At 73.6% G+C, this 23,264-nt stretch carries 26 protein-coding genes; 13 read left to right on the top strand and 13 right to left on the bottom strand.

What is annotated here, in order from left to right; genetic code table 11:
• Nucleotides 1-2 precede the first annotated feature (2 nt).
• Both ACL03H_RS11830 and dapD read right to left on the bottom strand, forming a co-directional pair.
• A complete protein-coding gene (locus ACL03H_RS11830) occupies nucleotides 3-917 on the bottom strand; it encodes a CHAD domain-containing protein (RefSeq protein WP_412811219.1) in 915 nt (304 codons plus the stop codon).
• Between the two features lie 66 nt (nucleotides 918-983).
• Nucleotides 984-1,973, bottom strand: a complete 990-nt coding sequence (gene dapD / locus ACL03H_RS11825; protein ID WP_412811218.1) for a 2,3,4,5-tetrahydropyridine-2,6-dicarboxylate N-succinyltransferase — start codon at nucleotides 1,971-1,973, stop codon at nucleotides 984-986.
• A gap of 198 nt (nucleotides 1,974-2,171) precedes the next feature.
• Between dapD and dapE the strand changes: the two genes are divergently transcribed.
• Entirely contained in the window at nucleotides 2,172-3,248 is a 1,077-nt protein-coding gene (dapE, locus tag ACL03H_RS11820; RefSeq protein ID WP_412811217.1) for a succinyl-diaminopimelate desuccinylase, read from the top strand.
• A 1-nt stretch (nucleotide 3,249) separates the two neighbouring features.
• On the opposite strand, the gene ACL03H_RS11815 is transcribed toward dapE, so the two are convergent.
• On the bottom strand, nucleotides 3,250-4,161 hold the full coding sequence (locus ACL03H_RS11815) for a slipin family protein (protein ID WP_412811348.1): 912 nt from the start codon (nucleotides 4,159-4,161) through the stop codon (nucleotides 3,250-3,252).
• Between the two features lie 192 nt (nucleotides 4,162-4,353).
• Between ACL03H_RS11815 and ACL03H_RS11810 the strand changes: the two genes are divergently transcribed.
• The 3 genes from ACL03H_RS11810 (at nucleotide 4,354) to folP (ending at nucleotide 6,621) form a co-directional block, all read left to right on the top strand.
• Nucleotides 4,354-5,130, top strand: coding sequence for an LOG family protein (locus ACL03H_RS11810; protein ID WP_412811216.1), 777 nt, complete (start codon nucleotides 4,354-4,356; stop codon nucleotides 5,128-5,130).
• A complete protein-coding gene (locus tag ACL03H_RS11805) occupies nucleotides 5,112-5,684 on the top strand; it encodes an LOG family protein (protein ID WP_412811215.1) in 573 nt (190 codons plus the stop codon). The genes ACL03H_RS11810 and ACL03H_RS11805 overlap by 19 nt, the downstream gene beginning before the upstream one ends.
• A gap of 67 nt (nucleotides 5,685-5,751) precedes the next feature.
• Nucleotides 5,752-6,621: a dihydropteroate synthase gene (folP, locus tag ACL03H_RS11800; protein ID WP_412811347.1), complete on the top strand. Its 870-nt coding sequence runs from the start codon at nucleotides 5,752-5,754 to the stop codon at nucleotides 6,619-6,621.
• On the opposite strand, the gene ACL03H_RS11795 is transcribed toward folP, so the two are convergent.
• Nucleotides 6,622-7,041: a hypothetical protein gene (locus ACL03H_RS11795; protein ID WP_412811214.1), complete on the bottom strand. Its 420-nt coding sequence runs from the start codon at nucleotides 7,039-7,041 to the stop codon at nucleotides 6,622-6,624.
• Between the two features lie 336 nt (nucleotides 7,042-7,377).
• On the opposite strand from ACL03H_RS11795, the gene ACL03H_RS11790 reads away from it, so the two are divergent.
• From ACL03H_RS11790 to ACL03H_RS11780, 3 genes are read left to right on the top strand one after another with little or no spacing between them, the layout of a single operon-like run.
• Nucleotides 7,378-7,728, top strand: coding sequence for a PadR family transcriptional regulator (locus ACL03H_RS11790; RefSeq protein ID WP_412811213.1), 351 nt, complete (start codon nucleotides 7,378-7,380; stop codon nucleotides 7,726-7,728).
• A 36-nt stretch (nucleotides 7,729-7,764) separates the two neighbouring features.
• Nucleotides 7,765-8,106: a DivIVA domain-containing protein gene (locus ACL03H_RS11785; protein WP_412811212.1), complete on the top strand. Its 342-nt coding sequence runs from the start codon at nucleotides 7,765-7,767 to the stop codon at nucleotides 8,104-8,106.
• Nucleotides 8,107-8,111: 5 nt separating this feature from the next.
• Complete coding sequence (locus ACL03H_RS11780) at nucleotides 8,112-8,564, top strand: SRPBCC family protein (protein WP_412811211.1); 453 nt, start codon at nucleotides 8,112-8,114, stop codon at nucleotides 8,562-8,564.
• A 44-nt stretch (nucleotides 8,565-8,608) separates the two neighbouring features.
• Here the strand turns inward: ACL03H_RS11780 and ACL03H_RS11775 are convergent, their stop codons facing one another.
• Entirely contained in the window at nucleotides 8,609-9,397 is a 789-nt protein-coding gene (locus ACL03H_RS11775; RefSeq protein ID WP_412811210.1) for an enoyl-CoA hydratase-related protein, read from the bottom strand.
• Nucleotides 9,398-9,771: 374 nt separating this feature from the next.
• Between ACL03H_RS11775 and ACL03H_RS11770 the strand changes: the two genes are divergently transcribed.
• Nucleotides 9,772-9,939 (top strand): DUF3117 domain-containing protein, encoded by a 168-nt coding sequence (locus ACL03H_RS11770; protein ID WP_009949794.1) that lies wholly within the window; start codon nucleotides 9,772-9,774, stop codon nucleotides 9,937-9,939.
• A 132-nt stretch (nucleotides 9,940-10,071) separates the two neighbouring features.
• Nucleotides 10,072-11,652 carry a leucyl aminopeptidase family protein gene (locus tag ACL03H_RS11765; RefSeq protein WP_412811209.1) on the top strand — a complete coding sequence of 527 codons (1,581 nt, stop codon included), beginning with the start codon at nucleotides 10,072-10,074 and terminating at the stop codon, nucleotides 11,650-11,652.
• A gap of 49 nt (nucleotides 11,653-11,701) precedes the next feature.
• Here ACL03H_RS11765 and ACL03H_RS11760 read toward each other — a convergent pair whose 3' ends face one another.
• On the bottom strand, nucleotides 11,702-12,619 hold the full coding sequence (locus ACL03H_RS11760; protein ID WP_412811346.1) for a LysR family transcriptional regulator: 918 nt from the start codon (nucleotides 12,617-12,619) through the stop codon (nucleotides 11,702-11,704).
• Nucleotides 12,620-12,685: 66 nt separating this feature from the next.
• Here ACL03H_RS11760 and ACL03H_RS11755 point away from each other — a divergent pair, with 66 nt between their 5' ends.
• Complete coding sequence (locus ACL03H_RS11755) at nucleotides 12,686-13,891, top strand: MFS transporter (RefSeq protein WP_412811208.1); 1,206 nt, start codon at nucleotides 12,686-12,688, stop codon at nucleotides 13,889-13,891.
• On the opposite strand, the gene ACL03H_RS11750 is transcribed toward ACL03H_RS11755, so the two are convergent.
• The 4 genes from ACL03H_RS11750 to sigE all read right to left on the bottom strand — a co-directional run bounded on the left by ACL03H_RS11750 (nucleotide 13,870) and on the right by sigE (nucleotide 17,314).
• Nucleotides 13,870-14,256 carry a sec-independent translocase gene (locus tag ACL03H_RS11750; protein WP_412811207.1) on the bottom strand — a complete coding sequence of 129 codons (387 nt, stop codon included), beginning with the start codon at nucleotides 14,254-14,256 and terminating at the stop codon, nucleotides 13,870-13,872. The two genes, ACL03H_RS11755 and ACL03H_RS11750, sit on opposite strands and share 22 nt — an antisense overlap.
• 91 nt (nucleotides 14,257-14,347) lie before the next feature.
• The gene (locus ACL03H_RS11745; protein ID WP_412811206.1) at nucleotides 14,348-15,889 is read right to left on the bottom strand and encodes a S1C family serine protease; all 1,542 of its coding nucleotides are present in this window, start codon (nucleotides 15,887-15,889) and stop codon (nucleotides 14,348-14,350) included.
• 142 nt (nucleotides 15,890-16,031) lie between these two features.
• On the bottom strand, nucleotides 16,032-16,733 hold the full coding sequence (locus tag ACL03H_RS11740; protein WP_412811205.1) for a zf-HC2 domain-containing protein: 702 nt from the start codon (nucleotides 16,731-16,733) through the stop codon (nucleotides 16,032-16,034).
• Nucleotides 16,730-17,314, bottom strand: coding sequence for an RNA polymerase sigma factor SigE (gene sigE / locus ACL03H_RS11735; RefSeq protein WP_412811345.1), 585 nt, complete (start codon nucleotides 17,312-17,314; stop codon nucleotides 16,730-16,732). Before sigE ends, ACL03H_RS11740 begins: the two co-directional genes overlap by 4 nt.
• A gap of 316 nt (nucleotides 17,315-17,630) precedes the next feature.
• On the opposite strand from sigE, the gene ACL03H_RS11730 reads away from it, so the two are divergent.
• Nucleotides 17,631-18,257, top strand: coding sequence for an O-methyltransferase (locus ACL03H_RS11730; protein WP_412811344.1), 627 nt, complete (start codon nucleotides 17,631-17,633; stop codon nucleotides 18,255-18,257).
• A 73-nt stretch (nucleotides 18,258-18,330) separates the two neighbouring features.
• Here ACL03H_RS11730 and ACL03H_RS11725 read toward each other — a convergent pair whose 3' ends face one another.
• A complete protein-coding gene (locus ACL03H_RS11725) occupies nucleotides 18,331-19,470 on the bottom strand; it encodes an Mrp/NBP35 family ATP-binding protein (protein ID WP_412811204.1) in 1,140 nt (379 codons plus the stop codon).
• Nucleotides 19,471-19,744: 274 nt separating this feature from the next.
• Between ACL03H_RS11725 and ACL03H_RS11720 the strand changes: the two genes are divergently transcribed.
• On the top strand, nucleotides 19,745-20,236 hold the full coding sequence (locus tag ACL03H_RS11720) for a MarR family winged helix-turn-helix transcriptional regulator (RefSeq protein ID WP_412811203.1): 492 nt from the start codon (nucleotides 19,745-19,747) through the stop codon (nucleotides 20,234-20,236).
• 53 nt (nucleotides 20,237-20,289) lie between these two features.
• Here ACL03H_RS11720 and ACL03H_RS11715 read toward each other — a convergent pair whose 3' ends face one another.
• Both ACL03H_RS11715 and ACL03H_RS11710 read right to left on the bottom strand, forming a co-directional pair.
• Nucleotides 20,290-20,817, bottom strand: a complete 528-nt coding sequence (locus ACL03H_RS11715) for a DUF1003 domain-containing protein (protein ID WP_412811202.1) — start codon at nucleotides 20,815-20,817, stop codon at nucleotides 20,290-20,292.
• Nucleotides 20,810-22,114 carry a magnesium transporter MgtE N-terminal domain-containing protein gene (locus ACL03H_RS11710; RefSeq protein ID WP_412811201.1) on the bottom strand — a complete coding sequence of 435 codons (1,305 nt, stop codon included), beginning with the start codon at nucleotides 22,112-22,114 and terminating at the stop codon, nucleotides 20,810-20,812. The genes ACL03H_RS11715 and ACL03H_RS11710 overlap by 8 nt, the downstream gene beginning before the upstream one ends.
• Nucleotides 22,115-22,248: 134 nt before the next feature.
• Here ACL03H_RS11710 and ACL03H_RS11705 point away from each other — a divergent pair, with 134 nt between their 5' ends.
• Complete coding sequence (locus ACL03H_RS11705; RefSeq protein WP_412811200.1) at nucleotides 22,249-23,211, top strand: HpcH/HpaI aldolase/citrate lyase family protein; 963 nt, start codon at nucleotides 22,249-22,251, stop codon at nucleotides 23,209-23,211.
• The last annotated feature ends 53 nt before the right edge of the window (nucleotides 23,212-23,264 follow it).

Here is a 23,264-nt window from a genome sequence, read left to right as displayed (position 1 = left end):
CGTCAGACCTTCGCGGCCGAGCCGCGGAGGTCGCGCCAGGCGTCGTGCCAGCGCTCCCGGGCCGCCGTGCGGCGGGCGTGCGCGCGCTCGACCAGGCGTCCCGCGGCGAAGGCGAGCGCCGGATCCGGACCCAGCGCGCTGAGCAGGTCGAGCACCCGCTGCTCGGCCACGCAGGCGTCGTGGTGCTCGCCCAGCACGTCCTGGAACCGCTTCGCCGCCCCGAGCAGCTGCCGCATCGGCTTGCCGAAAGCGGGCTCGGCGAGCTCGGCGGTGTAGCGCACCCGCTTGCCCAGGACGCGGATCTCGTGCAGCCGGGCATCGGTGGGCTCGGCGCCGCTCACCTCGACGGCGTGGCGCAGCCTGCGGTACTGCTTGGCGACCAGCGCCCGCAGCTCTCGCGGCCCTCCCGGGGCGACGTCCGAGGTGGGCAGCGGTTCGCGCACCGCCTCCAGCAGCGCTTCCAGCAGCTCCGCCCAGCGCTGCCCGTCCAGCGCGCGCAGCAGCTCCTCGCGCGCGGCCCGGTGTTCCCGTCCCAGCTCGGACAGCAGCGGACCGGCGGCGACCCGGTGCGCCTCGTCGAAGTCCGCGAGATCGCCGCGCAGCCGCTCCAGCAGCACGTCCAGGTCGCGGACCGCGCCGAGCTCGCGGCCGATCCAGCCGAGTTCCGCGCGCAGCGGGTCCGCCCAGTGCTCGTCCAGGAAGGGCGCGGCGGCCCGCAGCACCGACCGCATCCGGCGGACCGAGACCCGGGCCTGGTGCAGCGCCTCGGGGTCCGCGTCCCGCACCCCCAGCTCCTGGTCGAGCAGGGTGCGCAGCCGGGCGTCGAGCGCGGCGCGCACGTGCTCGGCCACCGGGTCCGCCCGGCCTGCCACCACGGGATCGGGCGGCAGACCGGGGGCGCCGGGGTGGAGGTTCATACCACCAGTGTCACCGATCCGGCCCGGGACGTCCCCCGTCCTTCGGCGGTCGGATCGGCGCGGTGGTCAGTCGTTCGCGTGCAGCGCCGCGTTGAGCTCGACCTTGCCGCCGGAGCGCGGGCGGACCTCCACGCCGCCGGTGGCGGAGTTGCGCAGGAACAGCAGCCCCTCGGAACCGGAGAGCTCGCGTGCCTTGGTCAGCGTGCCGTCCGGCAGCGCGACCTTGGTGCCCGCGGTGATGTAGAGCCCGGCTTCCACCACGCAGTCGTCGCCGAGGGTGATGCCGATGCCGCCGTTGGCCCCGATCAGGCAGCGCTCGCCGATGGAGATGACCTCCTTGCCACCGCCGGAGAGAGTGCCCATCACGGAGGCGCCGCCGCCGACGTCGGATCCGTCACCGACGACCACGCCGGCCGACACGCGGCCCTCGACCATGGAGGCGCCGAGCGTGCCCGCGTTGAAGTTGACGAAGCCCTCGTGCATCACGGTGGTGCCGCTGGCCAGGTGCGCGCCGAGCCGCACCCGGTCCGCGTCGCCGATGCGCACCCCGGGCGGCGTGACGTAGTCGACCATCCGGGGGAACTTGTCGACGCTGTAGACCGTCACCGGGCCGCGCCCCCGCAGCCGCAGCCGGGTCGCCTCGAAGCCCTCCACCGGGCAGGGGCCGTGGTTGGTCCACACGACGTTGGAGAGCAGGCCGAACATGCCGTCCAGGTTCTGCCCGTGCGGGCGGACCAGGCGGTGCGAGAGCAGGTGCAGCCGCAGGTAGATGTCGTGGGTGTCGGCGGGCTCGTCGGCGAGCCTGCCGATCTCCGTGCGCACGGCGACGACCTCCACTCCGCGGGCGTCGTCGCGGCCGAGCAGCGCGGCCCCGGCCTCGCCCAGCGAGTTCGTCGCCTCCTGCGCGGTGAGGCGGGTGGTGCGGGACTCGCCTGCCGCCTCCACGAGTTTGACGGTGGGGAACCAGGTGTCCAGCACGGTGCCGTCGTCGGTGACGGTGGCCAGGCCGACGCCGTGGGCGCCGGTGCTCTGCGGGTCGGGTGTCTGCGCGCTCATGCGAAAAACGGTAATCGGCGCATTCCGGTGCTGCCCTGCAGGGGTCGGCTCATCGGGCGACGCGCGCACGCGGTGTGACCGGGTGATTCCAGCTCGGGGCAGCGGATTCCGCGCCCCGCGGTGTCCACCGTGGACCGACCGGGGTGGTGGCGATCACTCCGGTGCGCCGTGCCGCGCGCCCCCGGTAACCTGCGCGGCGTGACCCCCTCCCTGGATCTCCGCGCCGAGCCCGTCGAGCTGACCGCCGCCCTGGTGGACATTCCCAGCGTCTCCGGCGAGGAGCGCCCCATCGCCGACGCCGTGGAGCGCGCGCTGCGCGAGCAGGCGCCGCACCTGGAGGTCGTGCGCAGCGGCGAGGCGGTGCTGGCCCGCACGAACCTGGGGCTGCCGTCCCGGGTGGTGCTCGCGGGGCACCTGGACACGGTGCCGGTCAACGACAACCTGCCCTCCCGCCGCACCGGCTCCGGTGCGGACGAGTTGCTGCACGGCTGCGGGACCGTGGACATGAAGGGCGGTGACGCGGTGCTGCTGCACGTCGCGGCCGCGTTGTCGCGGCCCCGGCACGACCTCACCTTCCTGTTCTACGACTGCGAGGAGGTCGCGGCCGAGCGCAACGGCCTCAACCGCATCGAGCGGGATCTGCCGGAGTGGCTGGACGGTGACCTGGCCATCGTCGGCGAGCCCTCGAACGCCTCGGTGGAGGCGGGCTGCCAGGGCACGCTGCGGGTGGAGATCCGGACCTCGGGCTCCCGGGCGCACACCGCGCGGGCGTGGATGGGGGAGAACGCGATCCACGCCGCCGAACCGATCCTGCGCCGGCTGCGCGACTACGAGCCCCGTCGGCCGGAGATCGACGGGCTGCGCTTCCACGAGGGCCTGCAGGCCGTGCGGATCGAAGGGGGCGTCGCGGGCAACGTGGTGCCCGACTCCTGCGTGGTGGCGGTGAACCACCGCTTCGCCCCGGACCGGTCGCTGGCTGAGGCCGAAGCGCACGTCCGGGAGGTCTTCGAGGGCTTCGACCTCACCGTCGTCGACGGCTCCGGCGGCGCGCTGCCCGGCCTGGGCGCACCTGCCGCCGCCGAGCTGGTGGCCGCCGCGGGCGGGGAGCCGGTGGCGAAGCTGGGCTGGACGGACGTGGCGCGGTTCGCGGCGCGCGGGCTGCCCGCGGTGAACTTCGGCCCCGGCTCCCCGACGCTGGCGCACACCCAGCAGGAGCACGTGCGCACCGCCGAGATCCGCCGCTGCGCGGACGTGCTCACCCGCTTCCTCGGCTGAGTCAGGGCGCCCCGGCGCCCCGGGGGACGGCGTCCGGGGTGATCAGGGCGTCGTGCACCGGGGGCAGGCCTTCGACGTCCGGGACGTCCGCGGGCTCCGGCACCCGGGGCACCACGTCGGTGCTCGCGGCGGGGTGTTCGGCGCCCCCGGAACTCCGCTCCTGCGGCGTCACCTGGTCGACGAAGCGCAGCAGCTCCACCGGGAACGGCAGCACCAGCGTCGAGTTCTTCTCCGCCGCGACCTCCACGACCGTCTCCAGCAACCGCAGCTGCAGCGCAGCGGGGGCGTCGGCCATCACGCTCGCCGCGTCGGAGAGCTTGCGGGACGCCTGGTACTCCCCGTCGGCGGCGATGATCCGGGAGCGCCGCTCCCGCTCCGCCTCGGCCTGCCTGGCGATGGAGCGCTTCATCGACTCCGGCAGCGAGACGTCCTTGATCTCCACCCGGTCGATGTGCACGCCCCAGTCCAGCGCCGGGCTGTCGATCATGACTTCGAGCCCCTGGTTGAGCCGCTCCCGGTTGGACAGCAGGTCGTCGAGCTCGCTCTTGCCGATGATCGAGCGCAGCGAGGACTGCGCGACCTGGCCCATCGCGAACAGGTAGTCCTCGACGTTGACCAGGGCCCGGGCCGGGTCGGTGACGTTGAAGTACACCACCGCGTCCACCCGCACCGTGATGTTGTCCCGGGTGATGCCCTCCTGCGCGGGCACCGGCATGGTGATGATCTGCAGGTTCACCTTCCGCAGCCGGTCCACCACCGGGACGATGAAGGTGAGCCCGGGGCCGCGCACCGCTTCTTGCAGGCGGCCGAAGCGGAACACCACTCCGCGCTCGTACTGGGTGATGACCTTCGCGGCGGAGCCGACGAGCACCGCGCAGACGGCCGCGATGATGACGAGCACCTCGATGAGCATGGCGACCCCCAAACTGGATCCCCGGCCGCACCGACCAGCGGCTCGAGCCGGGTCGTCGTACCGCTCACGGTACGCCCGGCCGAGCCAGGACTCATCTCCTCCGGTGCAGGTCAACCGGGTCGTCGCCGACACGCACCAGCTCGTCACCGGCGGGGAACCCGGCGTTCTCCCGGGCGTGCTTACCCTCGTCCCATGACCATCGAGGGATCACCCGACGGCGCGGAGCGCCCGCAGGAGAAGCGGCGCGGACCGGTCGTGCTGCGCCGTTCCCGGCTGAACGAACCGACCACCACCGACCAGCGGCTGCTGGACTCCCGGGGCCCGACCGACTGGGTGCACACCGACCCGTGGCGGGTCCTGCGGATCCAGTCCGAGTTCGTGGAGGGCTTCGGCGCGCTCGCCGAGGTCCCCAGGGCGGTGACGATCTTCGGCTCGGCCCGCACCCCGCGCGAGCACCCCGAGTACGAGATCGGGGTGCGGCTCGGCGCGGCCATGGCCGGGATCGGCTGCGCCGTCATCACCGGTGGCGGGCCTGGCACGATGGAGGCGGTGAACCGGGGCGCGTCCGAGGCGGGCGGGCTGTCGGTCGGGCTCGGCATCGAGCTCCCCTTCGAGCAGGGTCTCAACCCGTGGGTCGACCTCGGGGTGAACTTCCGCTACTTCTTCGCCAGGAAGACCATGTTCATCAAGTACGCCCAGGGCTTCATCTGCCTGCCGGGCGGCTTCGGCACGATGGACGAGCTCTTCGAGGCGCTCACGCTGGTGCAGACGAAGAAGGTCACGAAGTTCCCCGTCGTGCTGTTCGGCCGCTCCTACTGGCAGGGGCTCTACGACTGGGTCCGGGACACCATGCTGGCGTCCGGCAAGGTCGGCGAGAAGGACCTGGCGCTGCTGCACCTGACCGATGATGTCGAGGACGCCGTGCGCGTCGTTGAGGAGGCGTACCAGGCATGGGAGGAGACGCATTGAACGAGGAGCAGGCCGCCGGGATCGCGGTGTGCGTCTACTGCGCGTCGGGGCCGGTGGACCAGCACCACCTGGACCTGGCCGCCGAGGTCGGCACGGCCATCGCCAAGCGCGGCTGGACCCTGGTCTCCGGGGGCGGCCGGGTCTCGATGATGGGCGAGGTCGCCCGGGCCACCCGGGCCGGTGGTGGGCGGACCGTCGGAGTGATCCCGCGCGCCCTGGTGGACCGCGAGGTGGCCGACGACGACGCCGACGAGCTCCTCGTCGTCGACACCATGCGGGAGCGCAAGGGGCTGATGGACGCGCACGCCTCGGCGTTCCTCACGCTGCCCGGCGGGATCGGCACCTGCGAGGAGCTGTTCGAGGTGTGGACCTCCCGCTACATCGGGATGCACGAGAAGCCGGTGGTGGTCCTCGATCCCAACGGGCACTTCGCGGGCCTGCTGGAGTGGGTGCGCGGACTCGTGGAGTCGGGCTTCGCCTCGCAGCGCTCGCTGGACGCGCTCACCGTCGTCACCGACGTGGACGCCGCCCTGGACGCGTGCGCGGCGGGCTGACGGAGGTCACGCACCGAGGCGGACCGCAACGGCGGGCGGACGTGCCAGGATCGAGGCCATGACGTCGATGCCCGCGCTGCGGTTCGGGGACAAGGACGTGGCCGGGGATCGACCGCTGGTCATGGCCATCGTCAACCGCACCCGCGACTCCTTCTTCGACCGGGGGGCCACCTTCGCCGCCGAGGCCGCGCTGGCGGCGGTGGACGCCGCGGTGGAGGAGGGCGCCGACATCGTGGACATCGGCGGGGTCCGGGCCGGGGCGCAGGGCGAGCGGGTGGACGCCGACGAGGAGTCGCGCCGGGTGGTGCCGTTCGTGGCGGCGGTGCGCGAGCGGCACCCGGACCTGGTGCTCAGCGTCGACACCTGGCGGGGCACCGTTGCCCGCCGGGTGTGCGAGGCGGGCGCGGACCTGCTCAACGACACCTGGGCCGGAGCGGATCCGGAGGTGGCGCGGGTCGCCGCCGAGTTCGGCGTGGGCGTGGTGTGCTCGCACACCGGTGGTCTGCCGCCGCGCACCGACCCGTACCGGGTGCGCTACCCGGACGTGGTGGCGCAGGTGGCGGCGGAGGTGGTGGAGCGCGCCGAGCTGGCGGTCCGGCTCGGCGTGCCGCGGGCCGGGGTGCTGATCGACCCCACGCACGACTTCGGCAAGAACACCTGGCACGGGCTGGAGCTGGTTCGCCGGGTGGGGGAGCTGGTCGCGACCGGCTGGCCGGTGCTGATGGCGCTGTCGAACAAGGACTTCATCGGCGAGACCCTCGGCGCGGGGGTGTCCGAGCGCCTGGAGGGCACCTTGGCGGCCACGGCCGTCGCGGCCTGGAGCGGGGCCCGCGTGTTCCGCGCGCACCAGGTCGCCGCCACCCGCCGGGTGGTGGACGTGGTGGCCAGCATCGCCGGGACCCGGCCGCCCGACCAGGTGCTGCGCGCGCTGGCCTGATCAGAAGGCGTCGTCGATCATCTCGCCGGTCGCGGTGACGGGCAGCGCGGCGTCCAGCTCGCGCAGCAGCGGGGCCAGCCTCAGCCAGCGCGAGCGCACCCGGGGCGGGCTCGGGTAGGGGCGGTTGATCTCCTGGGCGAGCTCGTCGACGCGCCACTGGGCCTCGTCCAGCTCCAGGCCGGTGGCGGGCAGGTCGTGCACCGCCTCGACCAGGGCCGCGATCCGCACCCGCAGGTCGTCCAGGCCGTTCCGGGAGGAACCGCACCGGGAGGCCGCGGTGTCGCGGGCGGGCCGGGTGTCGTGATCGGGGTCGATGACGCGGAGCGTGGCCTCCGCATCAGCGCGGCTCCGGGGAGCGGGCAGGACGACGTCCCGCTCGTCGACCGGACCGGGAGCCTGCCGTTCGCTGTCGTCGTGCACGCCGACCTCCGCGCCTCCTCGTCGGCGCGCTCTCCTCGGGCGCGCCTGATGATCCGCAGTGTGCTGCCGCCGGGAGGGACGATGAGTCCCTTGTGAATCGATCCACTCGTTCGGTCCAGCAACGACCCACGATCGGGGCCATACGCCGGGAAAGCGGTCACGAAACGCGATGCTGCCGGTCGGCCGGTCGGCCGATCGCCGCAGCCCCGCGCGGCGGCAGCCGCCCGCCGAGCGGGTGAGTGATCGAACTCACCGAACTTGCGACCAGGAAAGGACCATCGGCCCCTTGCGTCGCGACGGTGACAGTGGATGCGAATGACCGTAGAGTCGCTACCTGTGAAGGCTGATGCGCTCCGTGGCCACCTCGACGCTCTGCTGCTTGCCACGCTCGACGGCAGACAGCTGCACGGCTACGCGATCATCGAGGCGTTGCAGCAGCGCAGCGGGGGTGCGCTGGACCTGCCGACCGGGACCGTCTACCCGGCGCTGCGCCGCCTGGAGCGCGCGGAGTTCGTCAGCAGCGCCTGGAGCACCGTCGGCGGCAGGCAGCGCCGCACCTACCGCCTGACCTCGGCCGGCGTGGATGCGCTGCGCTCGGAGCGCCGCGCCTGGAGGGAGTTCACCTCCGCCATCGAGGGCGTGCTGGAGGGGAAGATAATCCCCGCCCAGGCGCCGACCGGGACCTGAGCGAGCACCGCCGCTCGTCCGTGCCACGATCGGAGCGTGGCTAGTGCGCTGATCTACCTGTTCGTCGTGCTCGTGGTCGCCGCGGTGATCTACCTCCTCGCCGCCCTCGTCTTCGGCCGGGGGGAGCAGCTGGAGGCGCTGCCGCCGGGCGCGACCCCCACCCGGCTCCCCGCCGTGGACGTGGAGGGCGCCGACGTGCGGGCGCTGCGGTTTCAACAGGTCCTGCGCGGGTACAAGGCCACCGAGGTGGACTGGGCGCTGGAGCGGCTGGCCAACGAGGTCGACGACCTGCGCGGCCAGGTCGCGGTGCTGCACCGGCAGCTCGACATCGCGGGCGAGCAGCTGCGGCGCGCCCGTGAGGTGGACCAGGAGGAGTGAGTCGGGTGGGCAACGCGCAACTGGAGCTGGAGGTGCCGGTGCGCGCCGCGCCGGAGCAGGTGTGGGCGGCGGCGACGGACTGGCGGCGGCAGGGCGAGTGGATGCTCGGCACCCAGGTGCACGTGGTCCGCGGCGACGGTGGTCCCGGCAGCGAGCTCGCCGCGTTCACCGGGATCGGCGGTGTCGGCTTCCTGGACACGATGGAGATCGTGGAGATGCGCCCGCCGATGTGCTGCCGGGTGCGCCACACCGGCTCGCTGATCTCCGGCGAGGGCGGGTTCCGGGTGATCGCGCGAGGCGACTCCGACGAGTCGGTCTTCGTGTGGTGGGAGGACCTGTCGATGCCCACCGGCACCGGCCCGCTGTGGCCGGTGCTGCGCCCCGGCTTCGCGTGGGGCCTGCGGCGCTCGCTGGAGCGCTTCGCCGAGTTCTGCCCGCAGCACCGCGCCCCGGCGTGACACCGGGCCGCCCACCGGTGGCGGGCGGCCCGGGACGTGCGGGGTCAGCGGCCGGTGAAGTTCGCCGACCGCTTCTCCAGGAACGCCGCGACCGCCTCCCGGTGGTCGTGGGTCTGACCCGCTTCGATCTGCGCGCCCGCCTCCACGTCGAGGGCCTCGTCCAGGCCCTCCGCGGCGGCGGCGCGCATCGTCTCCTTGATCCGCGCGTAGGCGCTGGTCGGCCCGGTGGCCATCCGGCCGGCGAGTTCCACCGCCGCTTCGGCGGCCCCGCCCGCGTCCACCACGCGGTTGACCATGCCGATCCGCAGCGCCTCCTCGGCGGCGACCGGCTCGGCCAGCAGCAGCAGCTCCATCGCGCGCCCGTAGCCGACCAGTCGCGGCAGCGTCCAGGAGGCGCCGGAGTCGGTGGACAGCGCCACGTTGGCGAAGGCCATCAGGAACTTGGAGTCGGCGGCCGAAACCCGCAGGTCGCAGGCGAACGCGAGCGAGGCGCCCGCCCCGGCCGCGCTGCCGTTGACCGCCGCGATGATCGGCTTCGGCATGGTGGCCACCGCGCGGATCAGCGGGTTGTAGTGCTCCTCCACCGTCCGCAGTGGACTGGGATCACCGTTGTCCAGCAGCGCGATGTGCTCCTTGAGGTCCTGCCCGACGCAGAACGACCGCCCGGCTCCCGCGAGCACCACCGCGCGCACCGCGTCGTCCGCCGCCGCTTCCCGCAGCGCGGCGAGCAGCGCGAGCTTGAGCTCGACGTTGAGCGCGTTGAACGACTCCGGCCGGTTCAGCGTGAGCAGCCGCACGCCACCGGTGTCCCGGGTCAGCAGTACTTCGGACACATCTCGTCCTTTCGTCGCCTGAGGTGCGCGGGCCACGACCCCTCCGACCAGCGCATCCACAGTGGACGCGCACGAGGGGTGCCGGAGCGGTGACGGTGCGCATCGCGGGGGAGGTCCTGAAGGGACGGTGGAGCGGACGTCCCGCGGCGGCGGCACGACGCCCGCACGAGTGATCGCGCTCAGCGCCGAAAATCCCCGAACAAGCCCGCACGTCGGCCGAGTCTGCCACCCCGGCTCGGCATTCGACCAGCGCACGAGCGACACGAGTTGATCGGTTCGGTTTCGCGGCTGCGTCCGGATGGGGGAGAATGGTGCTGGACCCGTCTGATTGTGGGCGATCAGCGGGTGGGAAGAGTTCACGGAGGGAGCACGCTATGGCGGCCATGAAGCCCCGGACCGGTGACGGTCCCCTCGAGGTGACGAAGGAGGGTCGCGGAATCGTGATGCGCGTCCCCCTTGAGGGCGGTGGGCGGCTCGTCGTCGAGATGTCGGTGGAGGAGGCCAAGAACCTGGGCGACGCCTTGGAATCTGCCACCGGCTGAGGCCGCTGCGCAAGCGATCGGCGTGCATCCGGTCGTCACCGGCTCCGGCATTCGCGCCGCGATTGCCGGAGCCGGCGTTCGTGGAGTGGCCCGAGTCAGCCCTGTCTTCAAGTGCGGGAAGGATTTCAATCCGTGTCCGATTCCTCGGTGTTCGGTTCGTCGCGATCCCCGGAGCAGGCAGCGCTGCCGGTGATCCCGACAGCGCTGGTCGAAGTGGACGTGGTCTCGCGGTGGCGGGACGGCGTGCCGACGGCGGTGCCGGTGTTCGACGGGGCCGACGGGCCCGATCTCGCCGCGGCCGCCGAACCGTGGGGAGTGGATCCCTCGTTGCTCGTGTCGCTGGGCGCCACGTCGTCCGTGGGCGAGGTGCGCACGGTGCCGCTGTCCGACGGGCGGTTCGGCTGGGTCGTGGGCGCCGGGTCCGGTGCGCCGGGCGGGTGGCGCTCGGTCGGCGCGGCGATCGCGCGGGCGGCCCGCGCCAAGCTCGGCGAGGGCATCGCGGAGGACGACGCCGACCCCGCGGACCTCGGCGACGGGGCGGACGCGGAGTACGTGCAGGTCCGGCTGCCCGACGGCGCCGACGCCGAGCTGGTCTCGGAGCTGACGCTCGGGTTGTCGCTGGGCGACTACCGGTTCCGGGTGTCGGTCGAACCGGTGGCACCGCGGATGCGCAAGGCATTACTGGTGACCCCGAAGGGCGCGGACGCGGATCCGCTGCGCGTGGCCGTGGCGCGGGCCGAGGAGTGGGCCGCCGCGACCTCGCTGGCGCGGGACCTGGCCAACGCGCCCTCGAACGTGAAGAACCCGGTGTGGCTGGCCGCCGCGGGCACCGAGCTCGCCCGCCCGCTGCCCGGGGTGACGTCGGTGGTCCGGGACGAGAAGTGGCTCGCGGACAAGGGGTTCGGCGGGATGCTCGCGGTCGGCGGCGGTTCGGCGAGCCCGCCCCGGTTGCTGGAGCTGACCTGGCGTCCCGAGGGCAAGAAGACCGGGCCGCACCTGGTGCTGGTGGGCAAGGGCATCACCTTCGACACCGGCGGCATCTCGATCAAGCCCGCGGACGGGATGCACTTGATGCGCACCGACATGGCCGGCGGCGGGGCGGTGCTCAGCGCACTGCTGTCCATCGCCCGGCTGCGGCTGCCGGTGCGGGTCACGGCACTGGTGCCCGCGGCGGAGAACCACGTCTCCGGCAGCAGCTACCGGCCCGGCGACGTGGTGCGCCACTACGGCGGGACGACGACCGAGGTCGGCAACACCGATGCCGAGGGCCGGATGGTGCTCGCGGACGCGCTGGCCTACGCGGTGCGCCGCCTCTCCCCGGACTACCTCGTCGACGTGGCCACGCTGACCGGGGCGATGAAGGTCGCGCTGGGGCTGCGCACCGGCGGGCTGTTCAGCACCGACGAGGAGCTCGGCCGCGCGGTCCGCGAGGCCGGCGAGCGGGTGGGTGAGAAGTGGTGGCCGATGCCGCTGCTGGAGGACCACGCGGCCGACGTGCGCGGTGAACTCGCCGACGTGCGCCAGGCGCCGCAGGGGCCCGGCGGGATCACGGCCGCGCTGTTCCTGCGCGAGTTCGTCGGTGAGATCCCGTGGGCGCACCTGGACATCGCCGGTCCGGGCCGTGCGGACAAGAACTACGACGAGGTCGTGGCCGGGGCCACCGGCTTCGCGGCCCGGACGCTCGTCGAGCTGGCGGCGTCGCTGTCGAACTGAGCGCGTCGCGCTCCCGGATGATCCCGCGGTGGACTCGTTCCCCGCGGGATCACCGCCGTCCGGAGATCGCGTGGTCGCGGAAGGCGCGCACGGCGGGCGGCGGGGTGCGGCCGGCGGGCCAGGCGATGCTCACGGTGCGGTGCGCCGCCGGGGAGAGCGAGAGCTCCACGGTGCCGGCTGCCGCGCCGCCGAGCGCGCGGGGCAGCACGGTGACGCCTAGCCCCGCCGCGACCAGGCCGCGAACCGTGTCCACGTCCTGCCCCTCCCAGGAGGAGCGCAGCGACACCCCGGCGACCTCGGCGAGCTCGGTGACGATGCGCCGCAGCCCGTAGCCCGGGCTCAGCAGGGCGAAGTCCTCCCCGGCCAGGTCGGCCAGCTCCACCTCGGGCCGGTCGGCGAGCCGGTGCCCGGGCGGCACGACCGCGACCAGCTCGTCTCGCGTCACCGCCCCCGACTCCCACTCCGCCCCGGCAGGTGGCGGGGACACCAGGCACAGGTCGAGCGAGCCCGCGCGAGCGTCGGCGAGCAGGTCGTCCCGCGCGCCCTGCGCCAGCCGGAACCGCACCCCGGGGTGCGCGGCGCGGAACGCGCGGATCAGACCGGGGACCAGCGCGGTGCCCATCGTGTGCTGGAACCCGAGCGCGACCCGCCCCCGGTCCGGGTCCAGCTCCTCGACGAGTTCGCGACAGCGATCGGTGAGCACCCGGAAGGACTCCTCGGCCGCCGCCGCCAGCTGCGCCCCTGCGCGGGTCAGCCGGACGCCGCGCCCGTCCCGGGCGGTGATCTCGGTGCCGAGCCGGGCCGACAACCGGGCGAGGGTGCGGCTCACGGTGGGTTGCGGGATGCCGAGCCGGTCGGCGGCGCGTGTGAGATGCCCCTCTGCGGCCACCGCGCGCAGCAGGTCCAGGGTCGGGGCGAGCAGCGCGCTGAGCTGGGCGGCGTCGGGAGGCTGGCGGGAATCATCCATCACGGCATGAATTGTGGTCCCGGCGCGCATTGGACGCATTAGTTAGCGGCTCTTACGGTCCGACTCGTGCCTGACGCCACCCGGATCCGCCGCATCCGCCTCGCCCTGCTGGCCGGGGCGCTCGCGCTGTTCGCGCTGCTGTACGCGCCGCAACCGGTGCTGCCGCAGTTCGCCGATGCCTTCGGGCTCGAACCGGGGACGGTCGCGCTGCTCGTCTCGGCGGGCACGCTCGGCCTCGCGGTGGCGGCGATCCCGCTGGGCACGCTCTCCGAGGTGGTCGGCAGGCGCCGGGTGATGGTCTGCTCGCTGCTGCTGGCCGAGCTGATCGGGCTGCTGCTGCCGTTCGTCGGCGACTTCCCGCTGATGGTGGGGCTGCGCCTGGTGCAGGGGGCCGCCGTCGCCGGCCTCGCGGCGGTCGCCGCCGCGTACCTGGCCGACGAGACCGGCGGCCGCGACCTCGGCGCCACGATGGGCCTCTACGTGGCGGGCACCACCCTCGGCGGGATGTCCGGGCGACTGCTCGGCGGCGTCGTCGGGGACTTCGCGGGCTGGGCCGGGGGCGTCGGCGCGGTCGCGGTGCTCGCCGGGATCTGCACCATCGCGTTCGTCCTGCTGCTGCCCCGGGAGCGCCACCAGCGGCGGCAGGCACCGCGGATCACACCGCTGCTGGTGGGGGTGCGGGCCGCCGCGACCGATCCGGGCTTGCGCGCGCCGTTCCTGGTGGCCGCGCTCGGCATGGGCGCGTTCGTGGCGGTCTACAACGTCCTCGGGTTCCGGCTCGTGGCACCGCCGCTGTCGGTGCCGCCCGCGTTGGCGGCGCTGGCCTTCCTCGCCTACGCGGCGGGCACCGTGACCTCGGCGTTGGCGGGCCGGTTCGCGGACCGGTGGGGGCGTCGGCCGGTGCTGCTGTCCGGGCTGGGCACCGCGCTGCTCGGGCTGCTGCTGATGCTGGCGGGGAACCTGGTGGTGATCCTGCTCGGTTTGGTCGTGTTCACCGGTGGCTTCTTCGCGGCGCACTCGGTGGCCAGCGGCTGGGTGGGGCTGCTCGCCTCGCCCTCGGCGCGGGGGCAGGCCTCGGCGATGTACCAGCTGGCCTACTACGGCGGCAGCAGCGTCGGCGGGGTGCTCGGCGGCGTGGCCTACGCGGCCTGGGGCTGGGCCGGGATGAGCTCGGTGCTCGGGTGCTGGCTGCTGCTCGCCGGGGTGGTGGTCGCCCGGGGCGCGCGGTCAGCGGCTCGGGAGCCCGCTGCTCAGGTGGCGTCCGAGTCGTAAGGGGGGCGCTCGCCGGGGCTCAGCGGCGGAGAGGCCTGGGGCTTCGGCGGGGGCGGCGGAGTGCTGCCGCTGTTGTTCAGCGGCGGGTTCAGCGGGTTCTCCCCGTCCAGCAGGTGCTTGGTGACCGCGCTCCGCGGGTTGAAGTCGCGGATCCCGCGCAGGTCCTCCAGCGGCTTGCGCAGCTCGTCGAACTCGGGGCCCAGTTCGGAGCGCAGGTGCTCGCGCGCACCGGTGGCGTACTGCTTGACCTGGCGGATCGTGCGTCCCAGCCAGGCCGCGCCCTCGGGAAGCCGATCCGGGCCCAGCACGAACAGACCGACGACGATGAGGACCAGGATCTCACCCCAGCCGATGCTGTCGAACACCTCGGGTCACCTTCCGTTCCGTGCCTGGCGTGGCGCGCCCGCCAGCCTACCCACCCCGGGGGAGTTCGCGGGAACACCGCTTTTCCCACCTTCAGCGCAGGGTCACGTCCAGCACCAGCTCCCGCCCCTGCCGCACCACCGTGACCGGGATCGTCGCGCCCACCGGGTGCCGGTCGACGGCGACCACGAGCTCGTCGGCGGTGCTGACCTTCCGGTCCGCCACCCGGATGATCACGTCGCCCTCGGCGAGCCCCGCCGCCGCGGCCGAGCCCTCGTCGCGCACGTTGAGCACCTGGGCGCCGTCGGTGGTGCCGTCGTTGACCGACTTGGCGTTCACGCCGAGGTCGGCGTGCGCGGCCCGGCCCGTGCGGATCAGCTCCTGCGAGATGCGTCGCACGTCGTCGATCGGGATCGCGAACCCCAAACCGATCGAACCGCCCTCGCCACCCGAGCCGATGGTCCGGATGCCGCTGTTGATGCCGATCACCGCGCCGTTGCCGTCGACCAGCGCACCGCCGGAGTTGCCGGGATTGATCGCCGCGTCGGTCTGGATCGCGTCGACCACCGCGTTGGTGTCGGTCCCCTCGCCCGCGAGCCGGACCGGCCGGTGCACGGAGCTGACGATGCCGGTGGTGACCGTGCTGGCCAGCCCCAGCGGAGAACCCACGGCGATGACCTGGTCGCCCACGGCCAGGTCGGCGGAGCGGCCCAGCTGGGCCACGGTCGGATTCGCGACCTCGACCTTGATCACGGCGAGATCGGTCTTCACGTCCCGGCCCACGATGCGGGCGGGCACGCGGGTGCCGTCGCTGAACACCGCGGACACCGTGGCGCCCGGGGTGTCGGCGGCCATGGAGACCACGTGGTTGTTCGTGACGACGTAACCCTCGCCGTCGATCACCACGCCGGAACCGCTGCCGCCCTGCGCGCCCACGTGGACCTCCACGGAGACCACGGCGGGCACGATGCGGCGGGCCACCCCGGCGACCCCGCCGCTCGGGCGGTCCACGCCCGGCTCGACCTCGGCCAAGGTCACGTCCGGATTGGTGAGCGGATTTCCCTCCTCGGCGGTGATGCGGCCGACGAACCCGCCGATGCCGGCGAGCAGCACGGCGACGCCCGCGAGCGCGGCCAGCGAGCGCGGGCGCACCCGGCGGCCGAACAGGACCTCGCGGGCGCTCAGCAGCGGCCCGGGACCGGGCTCGGCGGTCGGTTCCGGCTGGTCCTCGGCCAGCGCGGGCGGGCCGATCACGGAACTGGCGGAGGGGTTGCGCCACGGATCGCGGTCGCCGCGGTCGCTCCAGAAGGTCGCGGGCCGGTCGCCCGCGGGGTCCGGGGCGGTTTCGCCGGGCTCGCGCTGGAGGGACTCCGCCGCGTCCCGGGGGCGGCCGAACGCCCTCGCCAGGGCATCCGAGGGCGGCGGTCCCTGCGCCACGCCGGGAGTCGGCGTCCCGGCGGCGTCGGGGTCGAAGCTGCCGTCCACCCCGTCGGGCCTGCCGAACGCGGCCTCCTGCTCGGGGTCCACCTCGGGTCGGTGCGGGGGCCGGGGGTCGAGCCGCTGCGGGGTCGAGTCGGCGGCCTCGGGCCGCACCGGATCGGCTTCCTGCGCGGGTTTCCTCGGCTGCTCGCTCATCGCTCCCCGGACCTGCGAAGTCGTCGACACATCGGCACGTGAGTGGATCACATGCGGGTGGTCTCCCGCGCACCGGTACCGGTGCGCGGTGTCCCCCGAGCCATCCTGCCCGGGGGGAGGTGAAGTCCGCGTACGCGCGCGGTCAGGGGTGCACGGAGGCGGAGATGAGCGGCGCGCCGGGTGGGGGTGCCGGGAGCTCCGCGCTGGTGGCGGGGGCAGGAGCCGCCGGGGCCGGTGCCGCGGGGACCGGCGGGTTCATCCGGGCGGACGCCGGGACGAGGGCCGAGTCGTAGGCCTCGCCGGGTTGCGGCAGCGGGCCCGCGTCGGTCGGCGGGAGGTGCTCGTCGGGGATGGAGACCAGCGCCAGCGCGCCGAGCATCAGGCCGGAGAAGACCACGCCCGCGCCGGTCCGCCTGCCGCGGGCTGGGCGCGTCTCCGGAGGACCGGAAGCATCGCCGAGCTGCCGGCCACCGCCGAGCGGGGTGCTGGATCCGATCGTGGCGCCCGAGCCGAAGCGGCCGGACCGCGCTCCGGGGTTGATGGCGACGAGCTGCCCGTCCTCGGTCAACGCCAGCCCGTCGGGCTGCGCGGGCAGTTCGGCGCTGGAGGGGATGGATTGCAGGGCCTGCAACAGCCCCGCGGAGATCGAGGGGACCGCTGCCGAGCGGACCGCCGTCCGCGCCTGCCGCTGGGCCGCGGCGTCCGCCGCGCAGGACGAGCACCTGGCGAGGTGGGCGGCAGCGCGGTCGTGGGCGTTGGCGCTGAGCTCGCCGTCCACGAATGCCACGAGCGCGTCCAGTGCGAGGTGCTGTTCGGACAGCCCCCACCCTCGCCGAGCCGTCATGCCGAGTCCTCCCGAGCCTGCTGCCGCCGAGCTTCCAACGTGGCCTTCAACATCTGCCTGCCGCGGTGGATCCTGCTGCGCACAGTACCGAGCTTCACCCCGAGGGTGGCTCCGATCTCCTCGTACGAATGACCTTCCACGTCGCAGAGCACGACCGCGACGCGGAACTCCGGCGGCACCTCGTCGAGCGCGGCCTGCAGGTCCGGGTCCAGGTGGGTGTCGGAGAACACCTGCTCCGGGCTGGGGCCCGTGCTCGGCAGCCGGTCGGTGTCCTCGGGCAGGCCCTCCATGCGCAGCCGGGAGCGGCGCCGAGCCATGTCGAGGAACAGGTTGGTGGTGATCCGGTGCAGCCAGCCCTCGAAGGTTCCCGGCTTGTAGGACGCCAGCGAGCGGAAGACCCGGATGAAGGTCTCCTGCGTGAGGTCCTCGGCGTCGTGCTGGTTGCCGGTGAGGCGGTACGCCAGCCGGTAGACCCGGTCGGCGTGCTCCCGGACGACTTCGTCCCAGGAAGGCGGCGTCCACGCCGCTTCCGAGACGGGTGCGGTGGGCGCGGTGTGCTGGTCGGCCGGGGCCGGACTCATCGACTGTGTGGGCATCGGACGAGAAGCCACCTCCTGCGGCGGTTGCATCGGGGGAACGAACGCGGGTACGGGTTTGTTCCCGGTCGCGCCCGCACCGGCCGCGCGGGCGCGGTCCGCGATGCTGGTCGCTGGGGGCGGTGATCCGCCCCCGACTGCTCCCACTCTCGCGTGCGCACGTGAGCCGCGGATGATAGAGCGCTGAGAGCAAGCTGAGAACCTGACGTTCACCTGATCGGCCCAACCCGCGGAAACAGGCGCCTAACGATCTTCTGAAACCGGGCAACCGAACGGCCCGGCGAAGATAATCTTGACCGTCGTGATACCCGAGACGTCGATCAGCACCGGTCCGCAGGACCGGCCGGGCAACGTGCTCGGCGACGCCCGCGGATCCATCGGGCCTTCCGCGGAGCCCGCCGAGGACACCATCGACTCGTCCGCAGGCGCCGCGCTGCGCTTCCTGACGACGGCGCTGCGCGCCACGGCGGTGGTGGAGGTGGGATCAGGCACGGGCGCCTCCGCGAGCTGGCTGCTCAGCGGGATGGCCCCGAAGGGCGTTCTGACCTCGATCGACGTCGACGCCGCCGCGCAGCACGTCGCTCGGCAGGCGCTGGCGGCGGAGGGCGTGCCGCGCGGTCGCACCCGGTTCATCGCCGGGCTGGCCGAACGGGTGCTGCCGAAGCTCACCGAGGGCGCCTACGACCTGGTCTTCGTCGATGCGATGCCCACCAGGTACGCGACGTTCCTGGAACTCGGCGCGCCGCTGCTGCGGCCGGGCGGGGCCATCGTGTTCGCCGGGCCGGCCGACCCGGCCCGCAGCCAGGAGCCGCGCGCCCAGGCCCTGCGCGAGCTGATCAGGGCGATCCGCGCCGATGAGGCGCTGGTCCCGGTCGCGCTGCCGGTCGACGGCGGCCTGCTCGCCGCCGCCCGCTCGGCGGAGGCCTGAGGGAGCACCGCACCCGCCGGGGCGAACGGCCCGCCGCACCGGGCGAACGGGCCGTTCACCTGCTCCGTCGAGATCAGGCGGGAGACACGGACAGGAGCTGGCCCGCCAGGCCGCGGGCGCGGGTGGAGAGGCGCTTGGCGACGTCGCTGAGCACCTGGGCCGCCGGGGAATCGGGGGCCTCCAGGACCAGCGGGGTCCCGCTGTCGCCCGCCTCGCGCAGCCGGGTGTCCAGCGGCACCTGACCCAGCAGCGGGACCTCGGAGCCCACCGCGCGGCTCAGCGAGTCGGCGACGATCTGCCCGCCACCGCTGCCGAAGACCTCCACGCGCTGCCCGTCGGGCAGCTCCATCCAGGACATGTTCTCGACGACGCCCGCCAGCCGCTGCCGGGTCTGCATCGCGATGGCGCCCGCGCGCTCGGCGACCTCGGCGGCCGCCTGCTGCGGGGTGGTCACCACCAGGATCTCGGCGTTCGGGATGAGCTGGGCGGTGGACAGCGCGATGTCGCCGGTGCCGGGCGGCAGGTCCAGCAGCAGCACGTCCAGATCGCCCCAGAACACGTCGGAGAGGAACTGCTGCAGCGCGCGGTGCAGCATGGGGCCGCGCCACACGACGGGCGTGTTGCCCGGGGTGAACATGCCGATGGAGATGACCTTCACGCCGTGCGCCTGCGGCGGCATGATCATCTTTTCCACCTGGGTGGGCTTGCCGCCGGAGCCGAGCATCCGGGGGACGGAGTGGCCGTAGATGTCGGCGTCGACCACGCCCACCGACAGGCCGCGCTGGGCCATCGCCGCGGCGAGGTTCACGGTGACGCTCGACTTGCCCACCCCGCCCTTGCCGGAGGCGACGCAGTACACCCGGGTCATCGAACCCGGCTCGGCGAACGGGATGCGGGGTTCCTCGGAGCTGCCGCGCAGCTTCTTGCGGAGTTCGGAGCGCTGCTCGTCGCTCATCACGTCGAGCTCGACGGTCACCCCGCGCACGCCCTCGACCTCGCGCACCGCGGCCTCGACCCGCTGCGTGATCGTCTCGCGCATCGGGCAGCCCTGGACGGTGAGGTACACGGCCACGGCCACCTGGCCGTCCTCGCCCGCGGTGACGGACTTGACCATGCCGAGCTCCGTGATCGGCTTGTGGATCTCCGGGTCGTCGACCTTGGTCAGGGCCTGGCGGACGGCCTCTTCGGTGGGAGAGGAGTGCGTGCTGGTCACGGTTGCGGTGACACCGACCCTTCCTGCGGCTGTGCTTGCCCCTGATGCTACGGACCGGCCCCCGATGTTACGGGCCGGTAGCCCGGCGAACGCGGGCGAGGTGCGCAGCGCGTGACGGCTCGTCGGCCGGTTCCGGGGCCCCGGAGGGGGCGTCGCGGCGGGTCCGGTGGGGCTGTGCGCTGGATTATTCCAGGCACCGGCCCCGACGTGCTCACATCGTGAAATGCGGGGGCGCTTCGCATTCGTGTGACTGCCCTCCGTAGTATCACTCATCGTGACCGAGACGGGTCTTGATCGATTACCCACTCGTGGTGAGCTGCTGGCCTATCGCACCTTCCTGCGCGCGCACGCCCGCGTCACGCGCTGCCTGGAGGGGGAGCTGATCGCCGAGCAGCGGCTGACGCTGGCCGCCTACGACGTGCTGCACGCGCTGATGGAGGCGCCCGAGCGCAGGCTGCGCATGACCGAGCTCGCGGACGCCGTGCTGCTCTCCAGATCCGGGGTGACCCGGCTGGTCGATCGGCTGGAGCGGATCGGTCTGGTCCACCGCGTCCGGGTCGATTCGGACGGCAGGGGAGTGCTCGCGGTGATCACGGACGCCGGTGAGGATCGGTTGCGCACCGCAGCCGGAACACACCTCGGCGGGGTGACGCGGTACTTCCTCTCGGTGACGGAGCCGCAGGAGCTGGAGGAGTTCGCCCGCACCTGCGAGAAGCTCGCCGCGGGCGGCGTCCCCGCCCCACCCGGGCAGCGCGCGCAGGCCTGAACCTCACCGCCCGCGCGCGAACCGCGCCCGGGGCGCCGGCCCCGCGGCGGCGGTCACCCGCGATCCTCGCGGTCGGCGGCGCCCTGGCGGCGCCTCCGGGCGCTGGGGCTCTCGGTGCCGGGCAGGTCGTCGCGCAGCCGGTCCAGCTCGCCGCGCAGGTAGTCGCGGGTGGCGACCTCCCCGAGGGCCAGCCGCAGCGCCGCGAGCTCCCGCGCCAGGTACTCGGTGTCCGCCTTCGTCTGCTCGGCGCGCGCCCGGTCCTCCTCCAGCGAGACCCGGTCCCGGTCGTCCTGCCGGTTCTGCGCGAGCAGGATCAGCGGTGCCGCGTACGAGGCCTGGGTGGAGAACGCCAGGTTGAGCAGGATGAACGGGTAGGGGTCCCAGCGCAGGCCCACCGCGAACAGGTTCGCCCCGATCCAGCAGATGACGAACACCGTCATCCAGAACAGGAACTTGCCGGTACCGAGGAAGCGGGCCACCCGCTCGGAGACCTGGCCGAACAGCTCCGGGTCGAACTCCACGGTGAACCGGCGGGGCATCCGGGGCTGGTCCAGCCGCTGCCGGGAGAGCAGTTCAGGCATCGTCGCTCGCTTTCGGCGCGCCCCGGGATCCCGCGGCGTGCAGGTCGTCGGGCAGTCCGCCCTCCCGCCAGTTCTCCGGCAGCAGGTGGTCGAGCACGTCGTCCACGGTCACGGCGCCGATGAGGTGCTCCTGATCGTCGAGCACCGGGCCGCACACCAGGTTGTAGGCGGCGAAGTAGCGGGTCACCTCCGCCAGCGAAGCGGTGGCGGGCAGGCTCGCGAGGCTGGTGTCCAGCGCGCCCGCGACCAGGGTAGACGGCGGGTCGCGCAGCAACCGCTGGATGTGCACGCAGCCGAGGTAGCGCCCGGTGGGCGTCGCCGAGGGCGGGCGGCAGACGAAGACCATGCTCGACAGCGCGACCGGCAGCTCCACGTTGCGCACCAGGGCCAGCGCCTCGGCGATGGTGGCGTCCGGGCCGACGACCACGGGTTCCGGGGTCATCAGGCCGCCCGCCGTGTCGGCGGAGTACGCCAGCAGCCGCTTGACCGGTGCGGACTCGGCGGGCTCCATGAGCTCCAGCAGCCGGTTCTTGTCCACCTCGGGCAGCTCGGCGAGCAGGTCGGCCGCGTCGTCCGGGTTCATCGCCTCCAGCACGCGCACCGCGCGGTCCTCGCCGAGGTGACCGAGCAGGTCCTTCTGGTCGTCCTCCGGAAGCTCCTCGACCACGTCGGCGAGCCGTTCGTCGTCGAGCGCCTCGGCGACCTCGTGGCGGCGCTTCGGCGGCAGCTCGTGCAGGGTGCTGGCCACGTCGACGGCCCGCATCGAGTCCAGCAGGGTCAGCAGCTGCTCCACGCCCTGCGGCCGGCTGGTGAGCTCGATGGCGGCGAGGCCGGTGATCTGGTCCCACTCCAGCACCTGCACCGGGCCTCGGCGGCCGAGCCGGCCGGTGCGCTCGCGCACGGCGAGCCTGCTCAACCGCCAGTCCCGGGTGCGGGTCTGCTCCAGCGCCGCGTCCACCAGCACCGCCGAGGCGCCGGAGGCGGCGATGGTGACCTTGGCGTCGAGCAGCTGCCCGAGCACCAGCACCTCGTTGGGGCGCTGGTGGAAGTGCCGCGTGTTGACCGAGCCGGTGGCGAGGGTGACCGCGTTCGGCTCGATGCGCACCACGCGCAGCATCGGCACGAAGATCCGCCTGCGGGCCGCCATCTCCATCACCAGCCCCAGCACCCGCGGTGCCTGGCCGGCGGTGCGCAGCCCGACGACCACGTCGCGGACCTTGCCGATGGACTCGCCGTCGGGACCGAACACGGCGAGTCCGGCGACTCGCGCCGCGTAGACCCGGGTTGTGGCTGCCACGGCGATCAGGCTAGTCCGCGGGAACCCGCTGGGCAGGCGCGGCGGCGAACCCGGTGCCAGCCGGGCGCGGCGACCGCGTGGTAGATACCTGGTGCCCGCGCCCGGCCGGGGCCGGGCCCGACGAGGAGGTTCCCGTGGTCGACCGCCGACGTGCCCGCCGCAGCTGCCTGGCCGTGCCCGGTTCCAGCGCCAAGATGATCGACAAGGCCCGCGGGCTGGCGGTGGACTCCTTCTTCCTGGACCTGGAGGACGCGGTCGCCCCGCTGGCCAAGGACGAGGCCCGCAGCCGGGTGGTGGCCGCGCTCAACGAGGGCGGCTGGGACGGCAAGGTCCGCACCGTGCGGGTCAACGACCTCACCTCGCGGTGGACCTACCGGGACGTGGTGGAGGTCGTGGAGGGCGCCGGGGAGAACCTGGACGCGATCGTGCTGCCGAAGGTCACCGGGCCCGACCACGTGCGCTGGCTGGACCTCACCCTGAGCCAGGTCGAGCGCGCCACCGGGCTGGAGGTCGGCCGGATCGGCATCGAGGCCCAGATCGAGGACGCCCGCGGGCTGGTCGAGGTGGACGCCATCGCGGCGGCCTCGCCCCGGGTGGAGTCGCTGGTGTTCGGACCCGCGGACTTCATGGCCTCGGTCGGCATCCGCTCGATGGTCGTGGGGGAGCAGCCGTCGGGCTACGACGTGGGCGACGCCTACCACTACCCGCTGATGCGGATCCTGATGGCGGCGCGGGCGCACGACGTGCAGGCCGTCGACGGGCCGTACCTGGCGATCAAGGACGTGGACGGCCTGCGCCGGGCGGGCGGGCGCTCGGCCGCGCTGGGGTTCGACGGCAAGTGGGTGCTGCACCCGGGGCAGGTGGACGCGGTGAACGAGCTGTTCTCCCCGCGCCAGGCGGACTACGACCACGCGGAGAACGTGCTGGACGCCTACGAGTGGTGCACCTCGGACGCCGGGGGCAGGCGCGGCGCGGCGATGCTCGGCGAGGAGATGATCGACGAGGCCTCCCGGAAGATGGCGCTGGTGATCGCGAACAAGGGGCGCGCGGCCGGGATGGTCCGCCAGGACCCGTGGACCCCTCCCGAGGAGGGCTGAGCGCCGGGCTGCGTCCGGGTTCGCTCGAACGGAGCAGGTGCGCGTCGCGCCGC

Origin of the sequence: Saccharopolyspora antibiotica (genome assembly GCF_047200635.1) — a bacterium.
Classification (GTDB): Bacteria; Actinomycetota; Actinomycetes; order Mycobacteriales; family Pseudonocardiaceae; genus Saccharopolyspora_C.
This window is presented reverse-complemented; position numbering and strand designations above follow the sequence as displayed.